A 14,038-nucleotide genomic window follows, 5' to 3' on the forward strand; every position below is an offset into this window, starting at 1 on the left:
CACCGATGCAGAGAAACCCGGACTGCGCACATTAGCGGCCATACTGATTGTCGTACTGGCCCTGGGCCTAGGGGCGCGCGCCGTTTCAATCCTCTTCGGAAGCGCCTGACTCTCCGCCGCCAAACGTCGTCCCGGTGCCTTCTTCTTCAGTTAGCATGGTGTTTGGATTGTTCGGATCCTTGCGCTCATAGCCGCGCTGGTCCGGGCTGACAAAGAGGTCCATCTGACGCGGATCTGATTGCGGTTTGCGGGGCGCCTTCCGGGTGCGGCCATGGCGGAAATAGAGATCATCGGTGTGATCGATCTCCTCGCGCTTGGGCTTTTCCTGTTTGGGCGGCGTCTCTGGGGATGCAGGCGCGGTCTTTGTTTCAGCCTTGGCCGGTTTAGGGTTCACCGGTGCGCCGAGTTTCCAGAAGGTGACGGCGAGCACCGGCATGCCATCAGCATCTTCATAGACCTGCATGAACCCTTTGGCCTCGCCAGATTCGGCCTGCTTCATCAGGGCGGGCAGATCAGCGGTGGCCGGTTTCAGCCATTCGGTTTCCAGCGAGAGAATCTCGGCGTCCCCGGCCATATCCTCGGCCTCATAGCGCGTGCGCGCGGCGGGGCCGACGCCTTTCAGGGCGTCTTCTCCGGACTGGGCGAGGGGATAGGCAAGACTCATGACTGATCAGCTAGGGGTTAGGCCTTCCCGCGTCCAGTGGGACGCATCAGGCCTCTTTCAATAAATCACCGGCAATGGGTTCTGCGCCAAAGGACAGACGATTGGCGGCAAGGCGGGCAAAGCGCAGCGTCACGGCCTTGCGACGGGCAGGCGCGAGGGGTGTGCGGCCGGAGGCGCGCAGGACCGCCCCGCCAAACCCGTCCGCGACGATAAGGCCGACATGTTCGGGGATAAGGTCTTTGGGAAAGCCATGGCCGACGGCGAAATAGAAGCGGTCACAATAGGGCAGATAGTCTGGCCATTTTGCATCGGCGCGAAAGTCAGGCACCGAGCTTTTGACTTCGACGATGGTGATCTCCCCTGACGCATCGATCGCCGCGATATCGGCGCGCCGTCCATTGGCGAGCGTCATCTCTGTCACCCCGGCAAGGTTCATATCCGCGAAGAGGCGTAACACGCCCCTGCAAATATGGGCGGCCTGGGGATTGAGGGGATCGTCAGTGATGACCGGCTCCAGAGGATTTTGAGTTCCTGATCTGTTCTCGATTTTCTATAGAGAGGCCAGCGAGTCAAGAAAAAAGCCCCGATGCGTCTGCACCGGGGCTTTTCCTGTTTTTAGGTCTGGTCGATGGCTTAGTCGCGAGACGCGAGCAGCATCAAGACAAAGCGGAACATGTTCACGAACATGATGAAGAAGTTCAGCGCGCCCCAATTGGTCATCACTGCCATGCTGCGGTGATCGCCAGCAAGCTGGTAATAGCCTTCCTTCAGTTCCTGTGTCTGCCAGGCGACGAGAACCGCCGAGATCAGGGCGAAACCGCCGGAAATCAGCCATTCCATGCCGGAAGATGGCCCAATCAGGCCGAGCATTGGCAGGATCATGTAGACCACAGACACGGCAAACAGAGCCCAGATCGCCATGATGGCAAAGCTGCCAATGGCCGACAGGTCACGCTTGGTTGAGTAGCCCCAAAGGGTTAGCGCGCCAAAGGCTGAAGCCGTAATGAAGAACGCCTTCGCGATCACCATGTAGTTGATGTTTTGCTGAATACCGCCAGCGGTCTGTGATGAAATGCCCATCTCGGCCATCGCAACGTAGACGCCCATACCGAGGCCGATCGTCGACACAATCGCCCAGTAGAGTATGGCAGATCCGGTTGGCGATGGGTTCTTCATGAAGAACATCGAGCCAAAGATCAGGGCAGCCGGTGCAAATGCCAATACGTAATAGATCGGCGCGGTGAGCACGATGTCGCGAACTGCCGGAACAGCGCCTGCAACATATGCGAGCGCGCCAGCGAGCAGGATGCCCCAGGTCAGCTTGGTGTAAACGCCGAGCATGAAGCTGCGAAGCCCCTGATCGATGCTCGCGTCCAAAGTCCTGCCGCGGGCAACAGATTGATTGAAGTCGTTCATTTATCCCTCTTTCGAAAGGCCGGCATGATCGTCATGCCGATTAGCGATAATATGTGGGAAAAGCAGGCTGAATTCAAGCAAAACCGGTTGCCAGTACGCAGCGCTGATCCCTAGGTTCGGCGCACAAAAGGGAGACTGACGGCATGCATGATAAAATGAGAAAACTGGGCACTACCGATATCGATATCACGGCCTGCTGTCTCGGTACGATGACCTGGGGGCAGCAGAACACCGAGGAAGAAGGCCACGCGCAGATGGACTATGCCGTCGAGCGCGGCATAAATTTCTTCGACACCGCCGAAATGTATGCGGTCCCACCCAAGCCGGAAACGCAAGGCTCAACCGAGCGGATCATCGGCACCTGGTTCAAGAAGACCGGCAAACGCAAGGACATCATCCTCGCCTCGAAGATTTCCGGGCGCTCGCCAATGACATGGACGCGCGATGGCGACGTCCAGATGACCCGCCAGACCAAGGCGCAGATCGATGAGGCGGTCGAGAAAAGCCTGAAACGTCTGCAGACCGATTATATCGACCTTTATCAGCTGCACTGGCCCGACCGGCCGGTGGGGATGTTCGGCAGCAAGGCTGACGCGAGCACATACACGGTCGATTATGAGCCGTTCGAGGAGATTCTCTCCCACCTCGAGGCGCATGTGAAGGCGGGCCGGATCCGCCATCTCGGGCTTTCCAACGAGAACGCCTATGGCGTGATGCGGTTCATTGCCGAGAGCGACAAGGGCGGGTTGCCGCGCATGCAGTCGATCCAGAATGCCTACAATCTCGTCAACCGTACGTTTGAAGGTGATCTTGAAGAATGCTGCGTGCGCGAGAAGGTCAGCCTGCTGGCCTATTCACCGCTGGCGCAAGGCTATCTGTCGGGGAAATATCGCGATGGCGCGCTGCCCGAAGGCTCCCGCAAGCAATTGTTCGACCGCCTCAGCAGGTATGAGAAGCCGGGCGCGGACGAGGCGATCAACGCTTATGTGGATCTCGCGGCCAAGTATGGCGTCGATCCGTCCGCCTTTGCGATCAAGTTCTGCGATACGCGCCACTTCATGGGCTCGACGATTATCGGCGCGACCACGATGGAGCAGCTGAAAATCTGTATCGATGCGTTCAGCGTTGACTGGACCGATGAGATGGAGGCCGACGTAAATGCCCTTCATCAGCGCCAGCCCTCACCGTGTCCGTAGGCCAAAGGATTGTTTGACTTTCCCTTTCCTCGACGGCAGCATACCAACGCTGTCGTGGCGGCAGTGGGACGATTTAAGAAATTTGAGGGGAACAATATATGGCAGATGCATCGGCGTATGCGGACAATGTCAAGAAATACGCAAAAGGATATAATCAGAAGGCGGCAGAAAAAATTGTCGGCCATCTGGGCATTGCTCTGAGAAACCGGGATTCATCGCTGGTGTCATGCTCGGACGAGACCGAACTTCAGCGCGTGCGCGACAAGTTCTGTCGCAACAAGCTTGGCCTGTCGCAAACCAATGCGGAAATCGACGCGGCGATTGGCAAAGTGTGCGAAACGCTGAAGCCTGAGGGCAGCCACAAGTCGCGTGTGACGTTTTACTATCTTCTGGCCGAGCACTTCGGCAAGCTGGACGAGCTGGCTGGCTAGTCGGCGAACAGCTCACGCTCTGCGTGAAATGTTTTTTGAAAGCCCGGTCTTGATGGCCGGGCTTTTTGCTTGTCTGGTGGCGGTATGCTGACCCTTTTTGCTGCCTTGCCTGTGCCCGACGATGTGGCGATGCGCCTTTTGCCATTGCAGACGGGGCTTGCCGGCGGGCGCTGGCGTGAGCGCATGCATTTTCACATCACGCTCGCCTATTTCGGCGAGATGACCGAGCCTGTCGCCGAGGAGCTGGATGCCGCACTTGGAGATATCGAGGCGCCGCAATTTGATCTGGAGATTGAGGGCGCGGGCTGGTTTGGGCGCAAGGAGCCCAATTCGGTCTTCGCGACGGTGAAGCGCTCGGCTGAGCTTGATGAGCTGGCGCGCCGGTGCCGGAAGATTTCGGCGCGGCTCGGGCTCGACCTGGACGACAAGCCGTTCAAGCCGCATATTACGATGGCCTATTGCAGCGACACGCCACTGGAGGCGGCCATGGCCTGGTCTGAACGCTGGCAGGTGCTGCGGGCCGGCCCATGGACGGCGGACCGGTTTCATCTGTTCGAAAGCGTGCCGCGCGCGGGCAAGACCTCGCTCTATGAGGCGGTGGCGGATTATCCGTTGGGGTAGGGGTCCACGATGCGGCGCGGCGGACATGAAAAAAGCCCCGACCGCTTTGGCCGGGGCTTTGAGATTTGGCTGAAAATCAGTCTTCGGCGGGCGGATTTTCCAGACAGGCATAATAGTCGCCGCCATTGTCAGCGATGCACCCAAATACTTGATCGAGTAGATATCGGCGCTGGCGGTTCTGCTTGCCCATATTGCTGAGACCGCGAAGGGCTTTGTCATTCTTGTCCCAGTCAGGATTGCCCGTCGGTTTAAGCGGTGTGTTGTTCTGGGCCTCTTTTTCGACCGACTTGCCGTAGGGCAAGATAACGCGTGGGCTTCCGGCCGCCTGCCAGATGGTGTCCACTTCGGCATTATCAGCTGACCACAGAAATTTGTGATAGGCGATTGCCGCCATCAGATAGGGATCGGCTGAGGTTTCGTCGCTGGTATCGGCATCGTCGCTGGTCAGCGTTTGCAGGCGGCCATAGGCAGCAAGGGCGTCTTCAAGCGTCCATGCCTTTGTTGCTGTAGGGGCATAGAACAGCCATCCGGCCATAGTGCCGGGGTTCTTGCAGCGTGGATTGTGCTGATAGCAGCCGGGCTTGGCGTTCCAGTCTGCGCCGTGCTTGTCAAGAAAATCTATAAAATCCTGATCGCTCAGCCTTAAGGCTTCTGCCGTCAGACTGGTGGTCGTTCCGGCTTGTAGCGGTTCGGAGGGGGCAAAGCCGTTCTCGAACATGGTTGCGAGGATCGAGCGATAGGCTGGGTCAGCGAAGTTTGCATTCAGGTTTGCTGGAAGTTTCGGTTCTTCATAGGCCCCCGCACGGTTCGCCGGATAGCTGAGCGCATCAGCCATCGCATTGGCGTCATAACCAGCGGCGATGAAAAGCGCTGCGGTATCTGCGTCGAGATAATCCACACTCTCCCGAAAGCCTTGCTGGTCTGGCTGATACCCGTTCTCCATGATCCGGTTGCGGGCTTCTGGCGGGTCGAGCTGCGCAAGCTTGTTGGCCTCGGTTTTGCCCGGTCCGCCGCCTTCGCCACCCGAGCAGGCCGGAACGACGACAATTGCCAGAGCGGCGAGCGCGATTGAAATAGGTTTCATCATGATGTGTGATCTCCTTGTGCCCTAGCGTGACCGGATGGATGTCACGACTTCGGTCGGCTTGCCGGCGCCGTAGAAGATGATGGATTGAAGTTCGTTATCATCCGAGCGCCAGGTGAGCTTGCGCTGTCCCTGGCTCGCGGGGACGCTGCCGAATGTGCTGAACCCGCCCGCCTTCGGCTTCTGGTTGGTGTCGCCGCTGGGCAGGCCGTAAACGGCCTTCAGCTCATCCACAGTATCGCTCATCGATTGGCTGCCAGCGTTTACGCGGTGTTCGAGTGATGTGACGGTGTTGCTGCTGTCGAGTTTGGCGACGAGCTTCTGGCCGGTCTTGAGATGCACTTCGCATTCGCCCCCTGCCGGATTGCAGACCACGCTACCCCGCGGAAGCTCATCCTTGATCGATTGCAGCGATCCGCCGGGGACTATGCCGAAAAGACTGAGGGATTTGGGTGACGCCGCCACCGAGGAAGTCGCCGCAGGCGCCGAGCCGGTATATTCGGCCAACGTGCGGCCATCGAGGTCGCGGTAGCGGGCAGTATTCAGCACGCGGGCTTCGACGATATGGCCTTGCAGCATCTTTCCGTCGCGCGCCTGCAGAACGAAGTCGATCTCCAGGGCGACGCTGCGATCGACATCCCCATTGCGCTTGCGGGAGGTCAGGAACTCCTGCGCCTCATCCTTTGACATGGCGATGCCGTCGATAAGGTCCGAATTGTCGAACTTTACGCGGATTTCCGAGGGCAGGCCGCAGGTATTGTTCTTGCGCTCATAAAAATAGGACGTCTTGGAAATGGGCGAAAATTCGAACTTGTTGGTATCGAAATCATAGTCGCCGAAATCCTTGTTGGTGCGGATCGTGAAGACATCTTCGAGGTTCGCCTCACCAACGCGCGACTTCATGATGTCGATCGTTTCATTACGCTTGTCGTCGCGAAGGAATTCATCGTCGCGGGAGCGTTGCCAGACTTCGTAGCGGTACATGCGCATGTAGCAGTCGACATTGCTGTCATAGTCGAAATAATTGTCGAGCTTCATCCAGCCATAGAGCAGGTTGTCATAGGTGAACTCCTTGGCATTTGCGGTCGGCGAAATGGCCAGTGTGGACGCGAGCGCAAGCGCCAGGACGCCCAATCCTTTGCTTTTCCACTTTGTGGACGTGTTCTTGTTACCGAGCATTTTGAGCTCTCTCCTCTTCAGCATGGATTGGATAGGCCAGCCCGGTCGCTTCGCGGCGGTAAAAGGCTGGCATCAGGGAAAAAGATTCAGAAGATGGGGACCGGGCAAGACGGTGTTGCGCGGGAGAGAAATCCAGATTGCTGTCAGGGTCGACCCCCTGCCACTTATTTACCCGCAATGTAGATAGCCCCAGTCGCCGCCCGATCCGGATCGCACTGTGTTTATCCAAGACGAACACGCTGCGAAGCCGAACAATTGAGATCAATATATGCTCGGTTCAGTAATGAAATCAACAGAGGCGGAGATTTGGCTTTTGCCACACCGCGCCGAATTCAAGCTCTCTGCAGGCGCTTTTTTTAGGGGGGTGTCTGGTCCTGCGAGACCAGATCAGCTCGGGGCGGACTTCATCACGGATCGAACTGGAGCAGCCTTGAACGCGATTTATATGAGGCATGCAGCGCCGATACGGACTCAAGACCTGAGGTCCCTGCCGGGGCATTCATTCCGTAAAATCAGATTGTTTGGAATGGCGGCTGCCGCCGCACTCATTTCCTATTTTTGGTCCACTGGACCAAAAATTTTGCGAAGCAAACCGGGAAATGAATGGTGCCGCTAAGGTGACTTGAACACCTGACCCCCGCATTACGAATGCGATGCTCTACCAGCTGAGCTATAGCGGCGAACCAATTGAAGGCGCCTCCATACCGTTTGGATGGCGCGCCCGCAAGCCTGCTTTTCAGATGCGGCGGGCGTTAAGCGTCGTCATCGTCAGAGACATAATCGAGCGGCGGCTGTGTCAGGGTTGTCGTGGTGCGCTTTTCGACCGGCGGCAAAGCGGCTGCCGCGCCCGGGCGGGCGGCCGGCTGGCTGCTGGCGACCGGGGCGGGAAGCGCGATGTGGCGACCGGCCTCGAGCTCCCGTCCATAGGTTTCATAGCGCGGATGGACGAGATTGCCCGCGTCGCCAAAGGCGTAGACAAGGCGCGCCCAGTCACGGCGGGAATAGTCAAAGGCAGTGCCATTCGGATCAATGTCGGACCATTCAGCCTCACGCGAGGCGGTGATCGCCATGCGGCCCCAGCGGTCGGCTTCAGCGGTGTCGCCATAGCCGCGAAGGGCCTGTTCCAGCAGCAGGCAGAGCCGGGCGGTCGGGCGTTCTTCAACGAGGATGGCAAGTTCGCGGATGGCGCTCGTCCATTCGCGGGTCGCCATGGCGATTTCGGCTTTCAGGATGCGGCTTTCGCGGGCGTCCGGATTGGTATTGGCGAGGGCTTCGAGGCGGGCCATCTGGCTTTTTGGCGTGTCGTCCGGGTCAAGTCGGCGGCAGAGCTGGGCGAGGGCCGGATGCGGATTGGCCTTCCAGCCAAGCTCCAGCACGCCCTGGGCCGCTTTCAGCTTATTGCTGACTTTCAGCTGGCGCGCGCCGTGATAGGCGGCAGGCGGGAAGGTCGGCGCGGCGCGGATGGCGTCGGCGAGCAGTTTCTGCGCGTCCTGACGCTCAGCATTTGGCAGATTGCAGGCGAGTGCGGTGTAGAGCACGGCGCGGCGGCGGCGGAGGCTATCGCCGGATATGGCGCCGCGTTTCTCACCGATGGCCAGCGTGTTGAGGGCATCCTGCCAGTGGCCGCGGGCGATCTGGCTGTCGAACAGGGAATTGAACGGCCAGTCGGTATCGCTACGAAGCTCAAGGGCCTCACGGGCGCGCGCTTCAGCGGAGATGATGTCACCGCGCTCTGAGGCGGCGGTGGCTGCGCCGCGAAGGCCGGCGAGTTTGCCACCGGGCAGGGCGGCCAGCTGGCCCCAGGCGCGCTCGGCCCCTGACCAGTCATCGGAGATTTCGGCGGTCCGCGCTTCAAGCAGCAGTTTCAGCCGGTCGTCCTCAGCATGCTGGGCGGCGCGGCTCGCATATTTGCGGGCGGTGCTGACATCACCAGCCTCGGCGGCGAGCAGGCCGTCGGCCAGCGCCTTGTTGGCGTTGCGCGTCTTCGATGCCTGGCGAGACCGTGAGAAGCGTTTCGGCATTTTGAGGAGGCCGGTGAGCGCGCCCCAGATCACCGCCATCGCCGCGCCAAGCAGCAGGACGGCAAGGATTGCGACGACCAGCTTCAGCTCGACAGCGCTGTCAGGCCCGAGCGAGATGATGACGCTGCCGGGCAGGCGCGAGGCCCAGAGCACGGCCAGTCCGGCAATGACAATCAGGCAGATGATGAGGAAAAGAACGATCATGTTGGGTCTTATCTATTGTCTGGCTGTGATCAATTTAAGGCGCAAAGCATCAAGACTTTGTTCAAGCTGCAAACGGCGCTGCGCATCGGCAAGCCATGGGGCCAGCACATTGCGGGGCTCGGCGGGCAAATCATTGAGGGCCGACGTGGCAGCCTTCAGGTCACCGCGCGCGAGGGCCTGACGGGCGGTGTCGAGTTGTTTTGCCGTTGGGCTGTCGGCTGAAGAGCGCCGGACACTCACCGTGCCGCCGAAGATATTGTCGATCCAGCCAGGTTGCGCGGTGCCGCTCGGGTCTGCGTGGCGGGCCTCTTCGGCAAGGTCTTCGAAGGATTGCTTCAGCTCTGCGCGCGTGGGGACGGGCGAGCTGGCAGGCTGAGCGAGGGCTTTTACGTCCGGGTCATCGGGCATCAGCTGGCTCAGCTCGCGGTAGGGCTCGGCGAAGGGTTCACCGCGGGCGGCGGCGGTCTCGATGGAGGTGAACAGGATCGAGGCACCCACCGTGCGGGCGGTATTGTCGCCGATTTGCTGCGTGCTTTTCTTCAGCTGGGCGAGAGCCTTACCCGTGCTGGATTGGGCGGATTTGACCGCGTCGAGCTCTGTGCGGAGCGTCTGGATGTCTGATTGCAGGGCCGCCAATTGCTGGGCTGAGGCGCCGCTGGCGGACTGAATGGCGGTTTCAAGCTCTGCCACACGGTCAGGGTCGACGCCGGCACTGGTCTCGCCAGAACTTATGGCGGTCAGGCGGGTTTCGAGACGGCTAAGGCGCTGCTTGAGGGCGGCAAGGTCACCGCTATTGTCCGGGGCGGCGGTTTGTGTGGAGGGTTTGGCGTCGGCGATGCGGGCATCGAGATCGCCGATTTCCTTGCCCAGGCGCGTTTCGAGCTTGTCGATATCGGTGGAGAGGCCTTCAACGGTCTTGCGAAGGTCGGCCTCGCGGTCGGTGAGTGCGGCAAGCTCCGTGTCGGTGGTGGATGGCAGCTTCGATGTCTCAAACAGCCCGGAGGACCAGACGGAGAGACCGAGGCTGCCGAGCGCGATCAATGAGACAAGGCCGAATGAGAGCCAGCCGGGGCCGGATGTCTTCGTCTTCTTCTCAGGTTCGACAGGCGTGGCGGTGGCGGTGGTCGTCTGCGCGTCTTCAGCCTCTTGCGGGCTGTCGGCAGGCTCGAACTCGGCGTCGATCGCGTCGTCTGTGTCTTTGTTGTCTTCGCTCATTCGTATTGGTCCCTCAAATGGGGCTCATCACCACCGGTTCGATTGTGACACGATCACCTTGCGGCGAGTACCCCTTGCAGCGCGTCCATTAGGTGCGGTTCGTCTGGATGGCTGGCGATGGAGATCGCTGCGCCTGAAACGGACCGGACCGGACGAGCGGCCTGTTCTGAGATAGCAACGAATGTCACAGAAGAAAGATCAATGCCGTCTGCAAGTGCTTTGAAAGCTTCGGCGCCTTTTGCAGAATGGATGAGGCAGATGACCGGTTCGCCGGATGCCAGGACGGCTTTTGCCGGGTCGGACAGGGCGGCTGCATGGGTCGCCTCATAGAGCGGGGCGAAGGTCACCTCGAAGCCTTCGGCCCCGAGCGCCTCCTTCACGATGCCTTTGGCGGCAGAATTGGCGACGTGGAGCAGTTTGCGTGGCCGGCCCTCGCTCCAGTGGTGAGCGATATAATGGGCAAGATCATGCGCATCGCCGGAAGATTGATGGACGGGGCTGAAGCCTTCGCGAAGTGCTTCGGACGCCGTGGCAGGCCCGACGCACCAGGCCGGAAGGGAGACCGGGCCGCAAGCTTCGACGAGGAAGCGGACACCATTTGCGCTGGTGAAAATCAGCCCTTCAAAGGCGGAGAGATCAGGCACGGGCGCGTCCGTCCGGCTTAGTCCAAGCGCGGGGGAGGCGATGGGGGTGAGACCCAACTCGTTGAGGCGGCCTGCTGTTTCGCTGGCGCCCGGCTCCGCCCGGATGACCAGAATGGGCGGGCTGCTAGACATCTTCATAGGCGGGGAGGTCTCCGCCTGCCGCGTCCCGGATGCGGCGCCCTGCGGCGCGCCCGAGGTCGGCCAGTTCGGCTTCGCTCGCATCGCCGCTCGTCGTGCAGCTATCGGCCCAGCGCTCAGAGCCGTCTGGCTTCAGCACTTCGCCGTCGAACTTCCAGAGGCCGTCTTCAAGGCGCGCATGGCCGCCCATGGCGGTGCGACAGGAGCCATCAAGCTCAACGAGGAAGGCGCGCTCGGCGCTGGCGGCGAGGCGGCTCTCAGCGTGGTCCAGCCCGGCGAGCAGCGTAGAAAGCTCGTCGCCAAGGTCATCTGGACGGATAGCAACCGTAATGATGCCCTGACCGGCAGCCGGGATCATGTCTGAAACCGGCACAGGTGTCGCGACATGGGTCATGCCGAGACGTTCCAACCCTGCCATGGCGAGGTAGGTCGCGTCGGCGAGGCCATCCTCGAGCTTTTTGAGACGGGTCTGCACATTGCCCCGAAACGTGACGATCTGCAGGTCCGGGCGCATGGCGAGGGTCTGGGATTCGCGGCGAAGGCTGGCGGTGCCGACAACCGCGCCGGATGGCAGGTCCTTCGGGTGGGTGAGGCCGGTTTTGGTGATGAAGCCGTCGCGCGGGTCTTCACGCTTCGGGAAGGCGATGAGGGACTGGCCCTCCGGGATCGCGCCGGGCACGTCCTTCAAGCTGTGGACGGCGAGATGGCAGCGGCCTTCATCGACGGCGCGGTCAATCTCACGGGTGAAGAGGCCCTTGCCGCCAGCATTGATCAGGCGCTCTGTGGTGAGCTTGTCGCCGCCTGTCGTGAAGGTGACGATCTCGCAGGTGACCTCGCCATTGGCCAGCTGCTCGATATCGGCGGCAACCTGGCGGGCTTGTGCCAGTGCAAGCGGGGATCCGCGTGTTCCGATTTTGAGCGTGAGGCGCGGCGCCTTGATCGCGGACATGGTCTCTCCTGCTGTTTGCGGGCTGTGGACCTGCTAATCTGTCCGCAACTGCACTGCAAGAGATGGCGCCTGCGGCAACTGGCACGCGCTGTGCGCGCAGTTTCTTAATGAAACAGCGCCAAGGTCACCTCATGATACGTCTTCTTGTGTTTCCGATTGCGATGCTTGCGCTGGCGGCATGCTCGAAAGGTGATGCGTCGGCGCAGGCCGATATGGTCTATGATGTCCCGGCGTCCCCGATTGATCGCTGCATAAATCTAGGCGGCGCGCTGGAAGCCCCGAATGAGGGCGACTGGGGCTATACGGTCCGCGTTGAGGACCTTGAGCGCATCAAGGCGGCTGGCTTTGACACGGTACGTCTGCCGGTCAAATGGAGCGCGCATGCAGGCCAGAGCGCGCCCTATGAAATTGACCCGGCCTTCCTCGCACGTGTGAAAGACATCGTGGCAGAGGCCGATGCGGCGGGGCTGAAGATCATCGTCGATCTCCATCACTATAATGAGCTGATGGCGTTTCCCGACGCGCATGAAGCGCGTTTGCGGGGGATCTGGCGGCAATTGTCAGAGGCGTTCGAGGGCGCACCCGACAATCTGATCCTTGAGCTTTTGAATGAGCCGAATGACAAGATGAGTGTGAAGCGGACCGACCGCATCAATCAGGAATTGCTGGATATCGTGCGCGAGCACCATCCTGACCGCTGGGTGATTGTCGGCAGCGCCGGTTGGGGCGGACTGGACGCGCTGTTGAAAAGCAAGCCGCCGGAAGATGACCGGATCATTCTGACCTTCCACACTTATGAGCCTTATGATTTTACCCATCAGGGCGCTTTCTTTGCTGACCCGCCGCCGCCGGTTGGGACGCGTTGGGGCACGCCAAATGATTATGCGGTGATGGAGGATGCAGCCGCCAGGGCAGCGAAATTTGCGAGCCGCGAAGGCCATCCAATGTTTCTCGGCGAGTTCGGCGTCTATGAAGAAGTGCCTCTGGCGCTTCGAGTGTCGTGGACGCGGGCCATTCGGGAAATCGCCGAAGAGCGCGGCTTTGGCTGGTGCTATTGGGATTATGCGACGACCTTCAAGGCCTACAATCTTGATCGTGAGACATGGGTCCACTCCATGCTGTCGGCGCTGATCGAAGACTGACCATTTGATCTTCCGTCCTGCAGGCCATGCCATTAAGTGGGCGACATGACCGCCATTACTGTCCTTGGAATTGAATCGAGCTGCGATGAGACGGCGGCGGCTGTGCTGCGCCATGAAGGCGGCACGGTGACGGTGCTGTCGGAGGTCGTGCGCTCACAGGTTGAGGAGCATGCGCCCTATGGCGGTGTGGTGCCTGAGATTGCCGCGCGCGCCCATGCCGATGTTGCAGACCGTGTGGTCGCTTCGGCGATGGCAGATGCCGGGCTTTCCTATAGCGATCTTGATGGTGTGGCGGCAACGTCCGGGCCGGGCCTTATTGGCGGGGTCATGGTCGGCATGATGACCGGCAAGGCGATTGCGCTGGCGACGAGTAAACCGTTCATTCCGGTCAATCATCTGGAGGGGCATGCCCTTTCCCCGCGCCTCGGGGCCGATTGTCCGTTCCCGTACCTGTTGCTGCTGGTCTCTGGCGGGCATTGCCAGTTTCTGGAAGTTCAGGGCCTTGGCCAGTATCGCCGGCTTGGCACAACGATTGATGACGCGGCAGGTGAAGCATTCGACAAGCTGGCCAAACTATTGGGGCTTGGCTTTCCAGGCGGGCCTGCGGTCGAGCGGACAGCGAAGACGGGTGATCCGGCGCGCTACAAGCTGCCGCGGCCGCTGCTGGACCGGGATGGTCTCGATATGAGCTTTGCCGGGCTGAAGACGGCCGCCGCGCGGATTGTGGAGAAGGGCGACCTCAGCGATCAGGACGTCGCCGATCTCTGCGCCAGCTATCAGGCGGCGATTGCGGACTGTCTGTCGGCGCGCACGGACCGGGCGCTGGCCGGGTTCGAGGGCGGCGCTGATGGCAAGCGGTTGGTTGTGGCCGGTGGTGTTGCGGCGAACATGGCTATCCGCACAGCGCTGGAGACGGTGGCCGGGCGGCATAATGCAGTGCTGATTGCGCCGCCGCTGCGCCACTGCACCGACAATGCGGCGATGATTGCGCTGGCCGGCGCCGAGCAGCTTCTGGCCGGGCGCGTGGCCGATGATGCGATGAATTTTGCCGCGCGGCCGCGCTGGCCCCTGGACGAGGAAAGCGCTGAGCGCAATCCGGTCTATGGCGGCGGCAAACGCGGCGCGAAAGCGTGA

Annotated in this window: 14 protein-coding genes and 1 tRNA gene; 5 read left to right on the plus strand and 10 right to left on the minus strand. The window is 60.7% G+C overall.

The window, feature by feature from the left end:
- Nucleotides 1–85 precede the first annotated feature (85 nt).
- The 3 genes from B8783_RS15035 to B8783_RS15045 all read right to left on the minus strand — a co-directional run bounded on the left by B8783_RS15035 (nucleotide 86) and on the right by B8783_RS15045 (nucleotide 2,080).
- Nucleotides 86–664 (minus strand): hypothetical protein, encoded by a 579-nt coding sequence (locus tag B8783_RS15035; protein ID WP_084420900.1) that lies wholly within the window; start codon nucleotides 662–664, stop codon nucleotides 86–88.
- Nucleotides 665–710: 46 nt separating this feature from the next.
- Nucleotides 711–1,181, minus strand: a complete 471-nt coding sequence (locus tag B8783_RS15040) for an MmcB family DNA repair protein (RefSeq protein WP_084420901.1) — start codon at nucleotides 1,179–1,181, stop codon at nucleotides 711–713.
- A gap of 116 nt (nucleotides 1,182–1,297) precedes the next feature.
- Nucleotides 1,298–2,080, minus strand: a complete 783-nt coding sequence (locus B8783_RS15045; protein WP_169711811.1) for a Bax inhibitor-1/YccA family protein — start codon at nucleotides 2,078–2,080, stop codon at nucleotides 1,298–1,300.
- Nucleotides 2,081–2,223: 143 nt separating this feature from the next.
- Between B8783_RS15045 and B8783_RS15050 the strand changes: the two genes are divergently transcribed.
- From B8783_RS15050 to thpR, 3 genes are all read left to right on the plus strand, one after another.
- The gene (locus B8783_RS15050) at nucleotides 2,224–3,276 is read left to right on the plus strand and encodes an aldo/keto reductase (protein WP_084420902.1); all 1,053 of its coding nucleotides are present in this window, start codon (nucleotides 2,224–2,226) and stop codon (nucleotides 3,274–3,276) included.
- Nucleotides 3,277–3,374: 98 nt separating this feature from the next.
- A complete protein-coding gene (locus tag B8783_RS15055) occupies nucleotides 3,375–3,707 on the plus strand; it encodes a DUF2853 family protein (protein WP_084420903.1) in 333 nt (110 codons plus the stop codon).
- Nucleotides 3,708–3,791: 84 nt separating this feature from the next.
- Nucleotides 3,792–4,328, plus strand: coding sequence for an RNA 2',3'-cyclic phosphodiesterase (thpR, locus tag B8783_RS15060; protein WP_139792389.1), 537 nt, complete (start codon nucleotides 3,792–3,794; stop codon nucleotides 4,326–4,328).
- Nucleotides 4,329–4,404: 76 nt separating this feature from the next.
- Here thpR and B8783_RS15065 read toward each other — a convergent pair whose 3' ends face one another.
- The 7 genes from B8783_RS15065 to hemC all read right to left on the minus strand — a co-directional run bounded on the left by B8783_RS15065 (nucleotide 4,405) and on the right by hemC (nucleotide 11,762).
- The gene (locus tag B8783_RS15065; RefSeq protein ID WP_084420905.1) at nucleotides 4,405–5,415 is read right to left on the minus strand and encodes a hypothetical protein; all 1,011 of its coding nucleotides are present in this window, start codon (nucleotides 5,413–5,415) and stop codon (nucleotides 4,405–4,407) included.
- 21 nt (nucleotides 5,416–5,436) lie between these two features.
- Nucleotides 5,437–6,591, minus strand: a complete 1,155-nt coding sequence (locus tag B8783_RS15070) for a DUF4852 domain-containing protein (RefSeq protein WP_169711812.1) — start codon at nucleotides 6,589–6,591, stop codon at nucleotides 5,437–5,439.
- Between the two features lie 604 nt (nucleotides 6,592–7,195).
- Nucleotides 7,196–7,271 (minus strand) — tRNA-Thr (locus B8783_RS15075).
- Nucleotides 7,272–7,343: 72 nt separating this feature from the next.
- Complete coding sequence (locus B8783_RS15080; RefSeq protein WP_084420907.1) at nucleotides 7,344–8,816, minus strand: heme biosynthesis protein HemY; 1,473 nt, start codon at nucleotides 8,814–8,816, stop codon at nucleotides 7,344–7,346.
- A 12-nt stretch (nucleotides 8,817–8,828) separates the two neighbouring features.
- Complete coding sequence (locus B8783_RS15085) at nucleotides 8,829–10,031, minus strand: hypothetical protein (RefSeq protein WP_084420908.1); 1,203 nt, start codon at nucleotides 10,029–10,031, stop codon at nucleotides 8,829–8,831.
- A 53-nt stretch (nucleotides 10,032–10,084) separates the two neighbouring features.
- Nucleotides 10,085–10,813, minus strand: coding sequence for a uroporphyrinogen-III synthase (locus tag B8783_RS15090; RefSeq protein ID WP_169711813.1), 729 nt, complete (start codon nucleotides 10,811–10,813; stop codon nucleotides 10,085–10,087).
- A complete protein-coding gene (gene hemC / locus B8783_RS15095) occupies nucleotides 10,800–11,762 on the minus strand; it encodes a hydroxymethylbilane synthase (RefSeq protein WP_084420910.1) in 963 nt (320 codons plus the stop codon). The genes B8783_RS15090 and hemC overlap by 14 nt, the downstream gene beginning before the upstream one ends.
- Nucleotides 11,763–11,893: 131 nt before the next feature.
- Between hemC and B8783_RS15100 the strand changes: the two genes are divergently transcribed.
- Nucleotides 11,894–12,904 (plus strand): glycoside hydrolase family 5 protein, encoded by a 1,011-nt coding sequence (locus tag B8783_RS15100; protein WP_169711814.1) that lies wholly within the window; start codon nucleotides 11,894–11,896, stop codon nucleotides 12,902–12,904.
- A gap of 54 nt (nucleotides 12,905–12,958) precedes the next feature.
- Nucleotides 12,959–14,038, plus strand: a complete 1,080-nt coding sequence (gene tsaD / locus B8783_RS15105; RefSeq protein WP_084422134.1) for a tRNA (adenosine(37)-N6)-threonylcarbamoyltransferase complex transferase subunit TsaD — start codon at nucleotides 12,959–12,961, stop codon at nucleotides 14,036–14,038.

The organism is Henriciella litoralis, from assembly GCF_002088935.1.
GTDB lineage: Bacteria > Pseudomonadota > Alphaproteobacteria > Caulobacterales > Hyphomonadaceae > Henriciella > Henriciella litoralis.

Bases quoted from the DNA above. Each gene is read 5' to 3' on its own strand.
- B8783_RS15090 (WP_169711813.1), bottom strand. From the start codon at position 10,813: ATGAAGATGTCTAGCAGCCCGCCCATTCTGGTCATCCGGGCGGAGCCG.
- hemC (WP_084420910.1), bottom strand. From the start codon at position 11,762: ATGTCCGCGATCAAGGCGCCGCGCCTCACGCTCAAAATCGGAACACGC.
- B8783_RS15055 (WP_084420903.1), top strand. From the start codon at position 3,375: ATGGCAGATGCATCGGCGTATGCGGACAATGTCAAGAAATACGCAAAA.
- B8783_RS15070 (WP_169711812.1), bottom strand. From the start codon at position 6,591: ATGCTCGGTAACAAGAACACGTCCACAAAGTGGAAAAGCAAAGGATTG.
- B8783_RS15045 (WP_169711811.1), bottom strand. From the start codon at position 2,080: ATGAACGACTTCAATCAATCTGTTGCCCGCGGCAGGACTTTGGACGCG.
- thpR (WP_139792389.1), top strand. From the start codon at position 3,792: ATGCTGACCCTTTTTGCTGCCTTGCCTGTGCCCGACGATGTGGCGATG.
- B8783_RS15065 (WP_084420905.1), bottom strand. From the start codon at position 5,415: ATGATGAAACCTATTTCAATCGCGCTCGCCGCTCTGGCAATTGTCGTC.
- B8783_RS15035 (WP_084420900.1), bottom strand. From the start codon at position 664: ATGAGTCTTGCCTATCCCCTCGCCCAGTCCGGAGAAGACGCCCTGAAA.
- B8783_RS15085 (WP_084420908.1), bottom strand. From the start codon at position 10,031: ATGAGCGAAGACAACAAAGACACAGACGACGCGATCGACGCCGAGTTC.
- B8783_RS15080 (WP_084420907.1), bottom strand. From the start codon at position 8,816: ATGATCGTTCTTTTCCTCATCATCTGCCTGATTGTCATTGCCGGACTG.
- B8783_RS15100 (WP_169711814.1), top strand. From the start codon at position 11,894: ATGATACGTCTTCTTGTGTTTCCGATTGCGATGCTTGCGCTGGCGGCA.
- B8783_RS15050 (WP_084420902.1), top strand. From the start codon at position 2,224: ATGCATGATAAAATGAGAAAACTGGGCACTACCGATATCGATATCACG.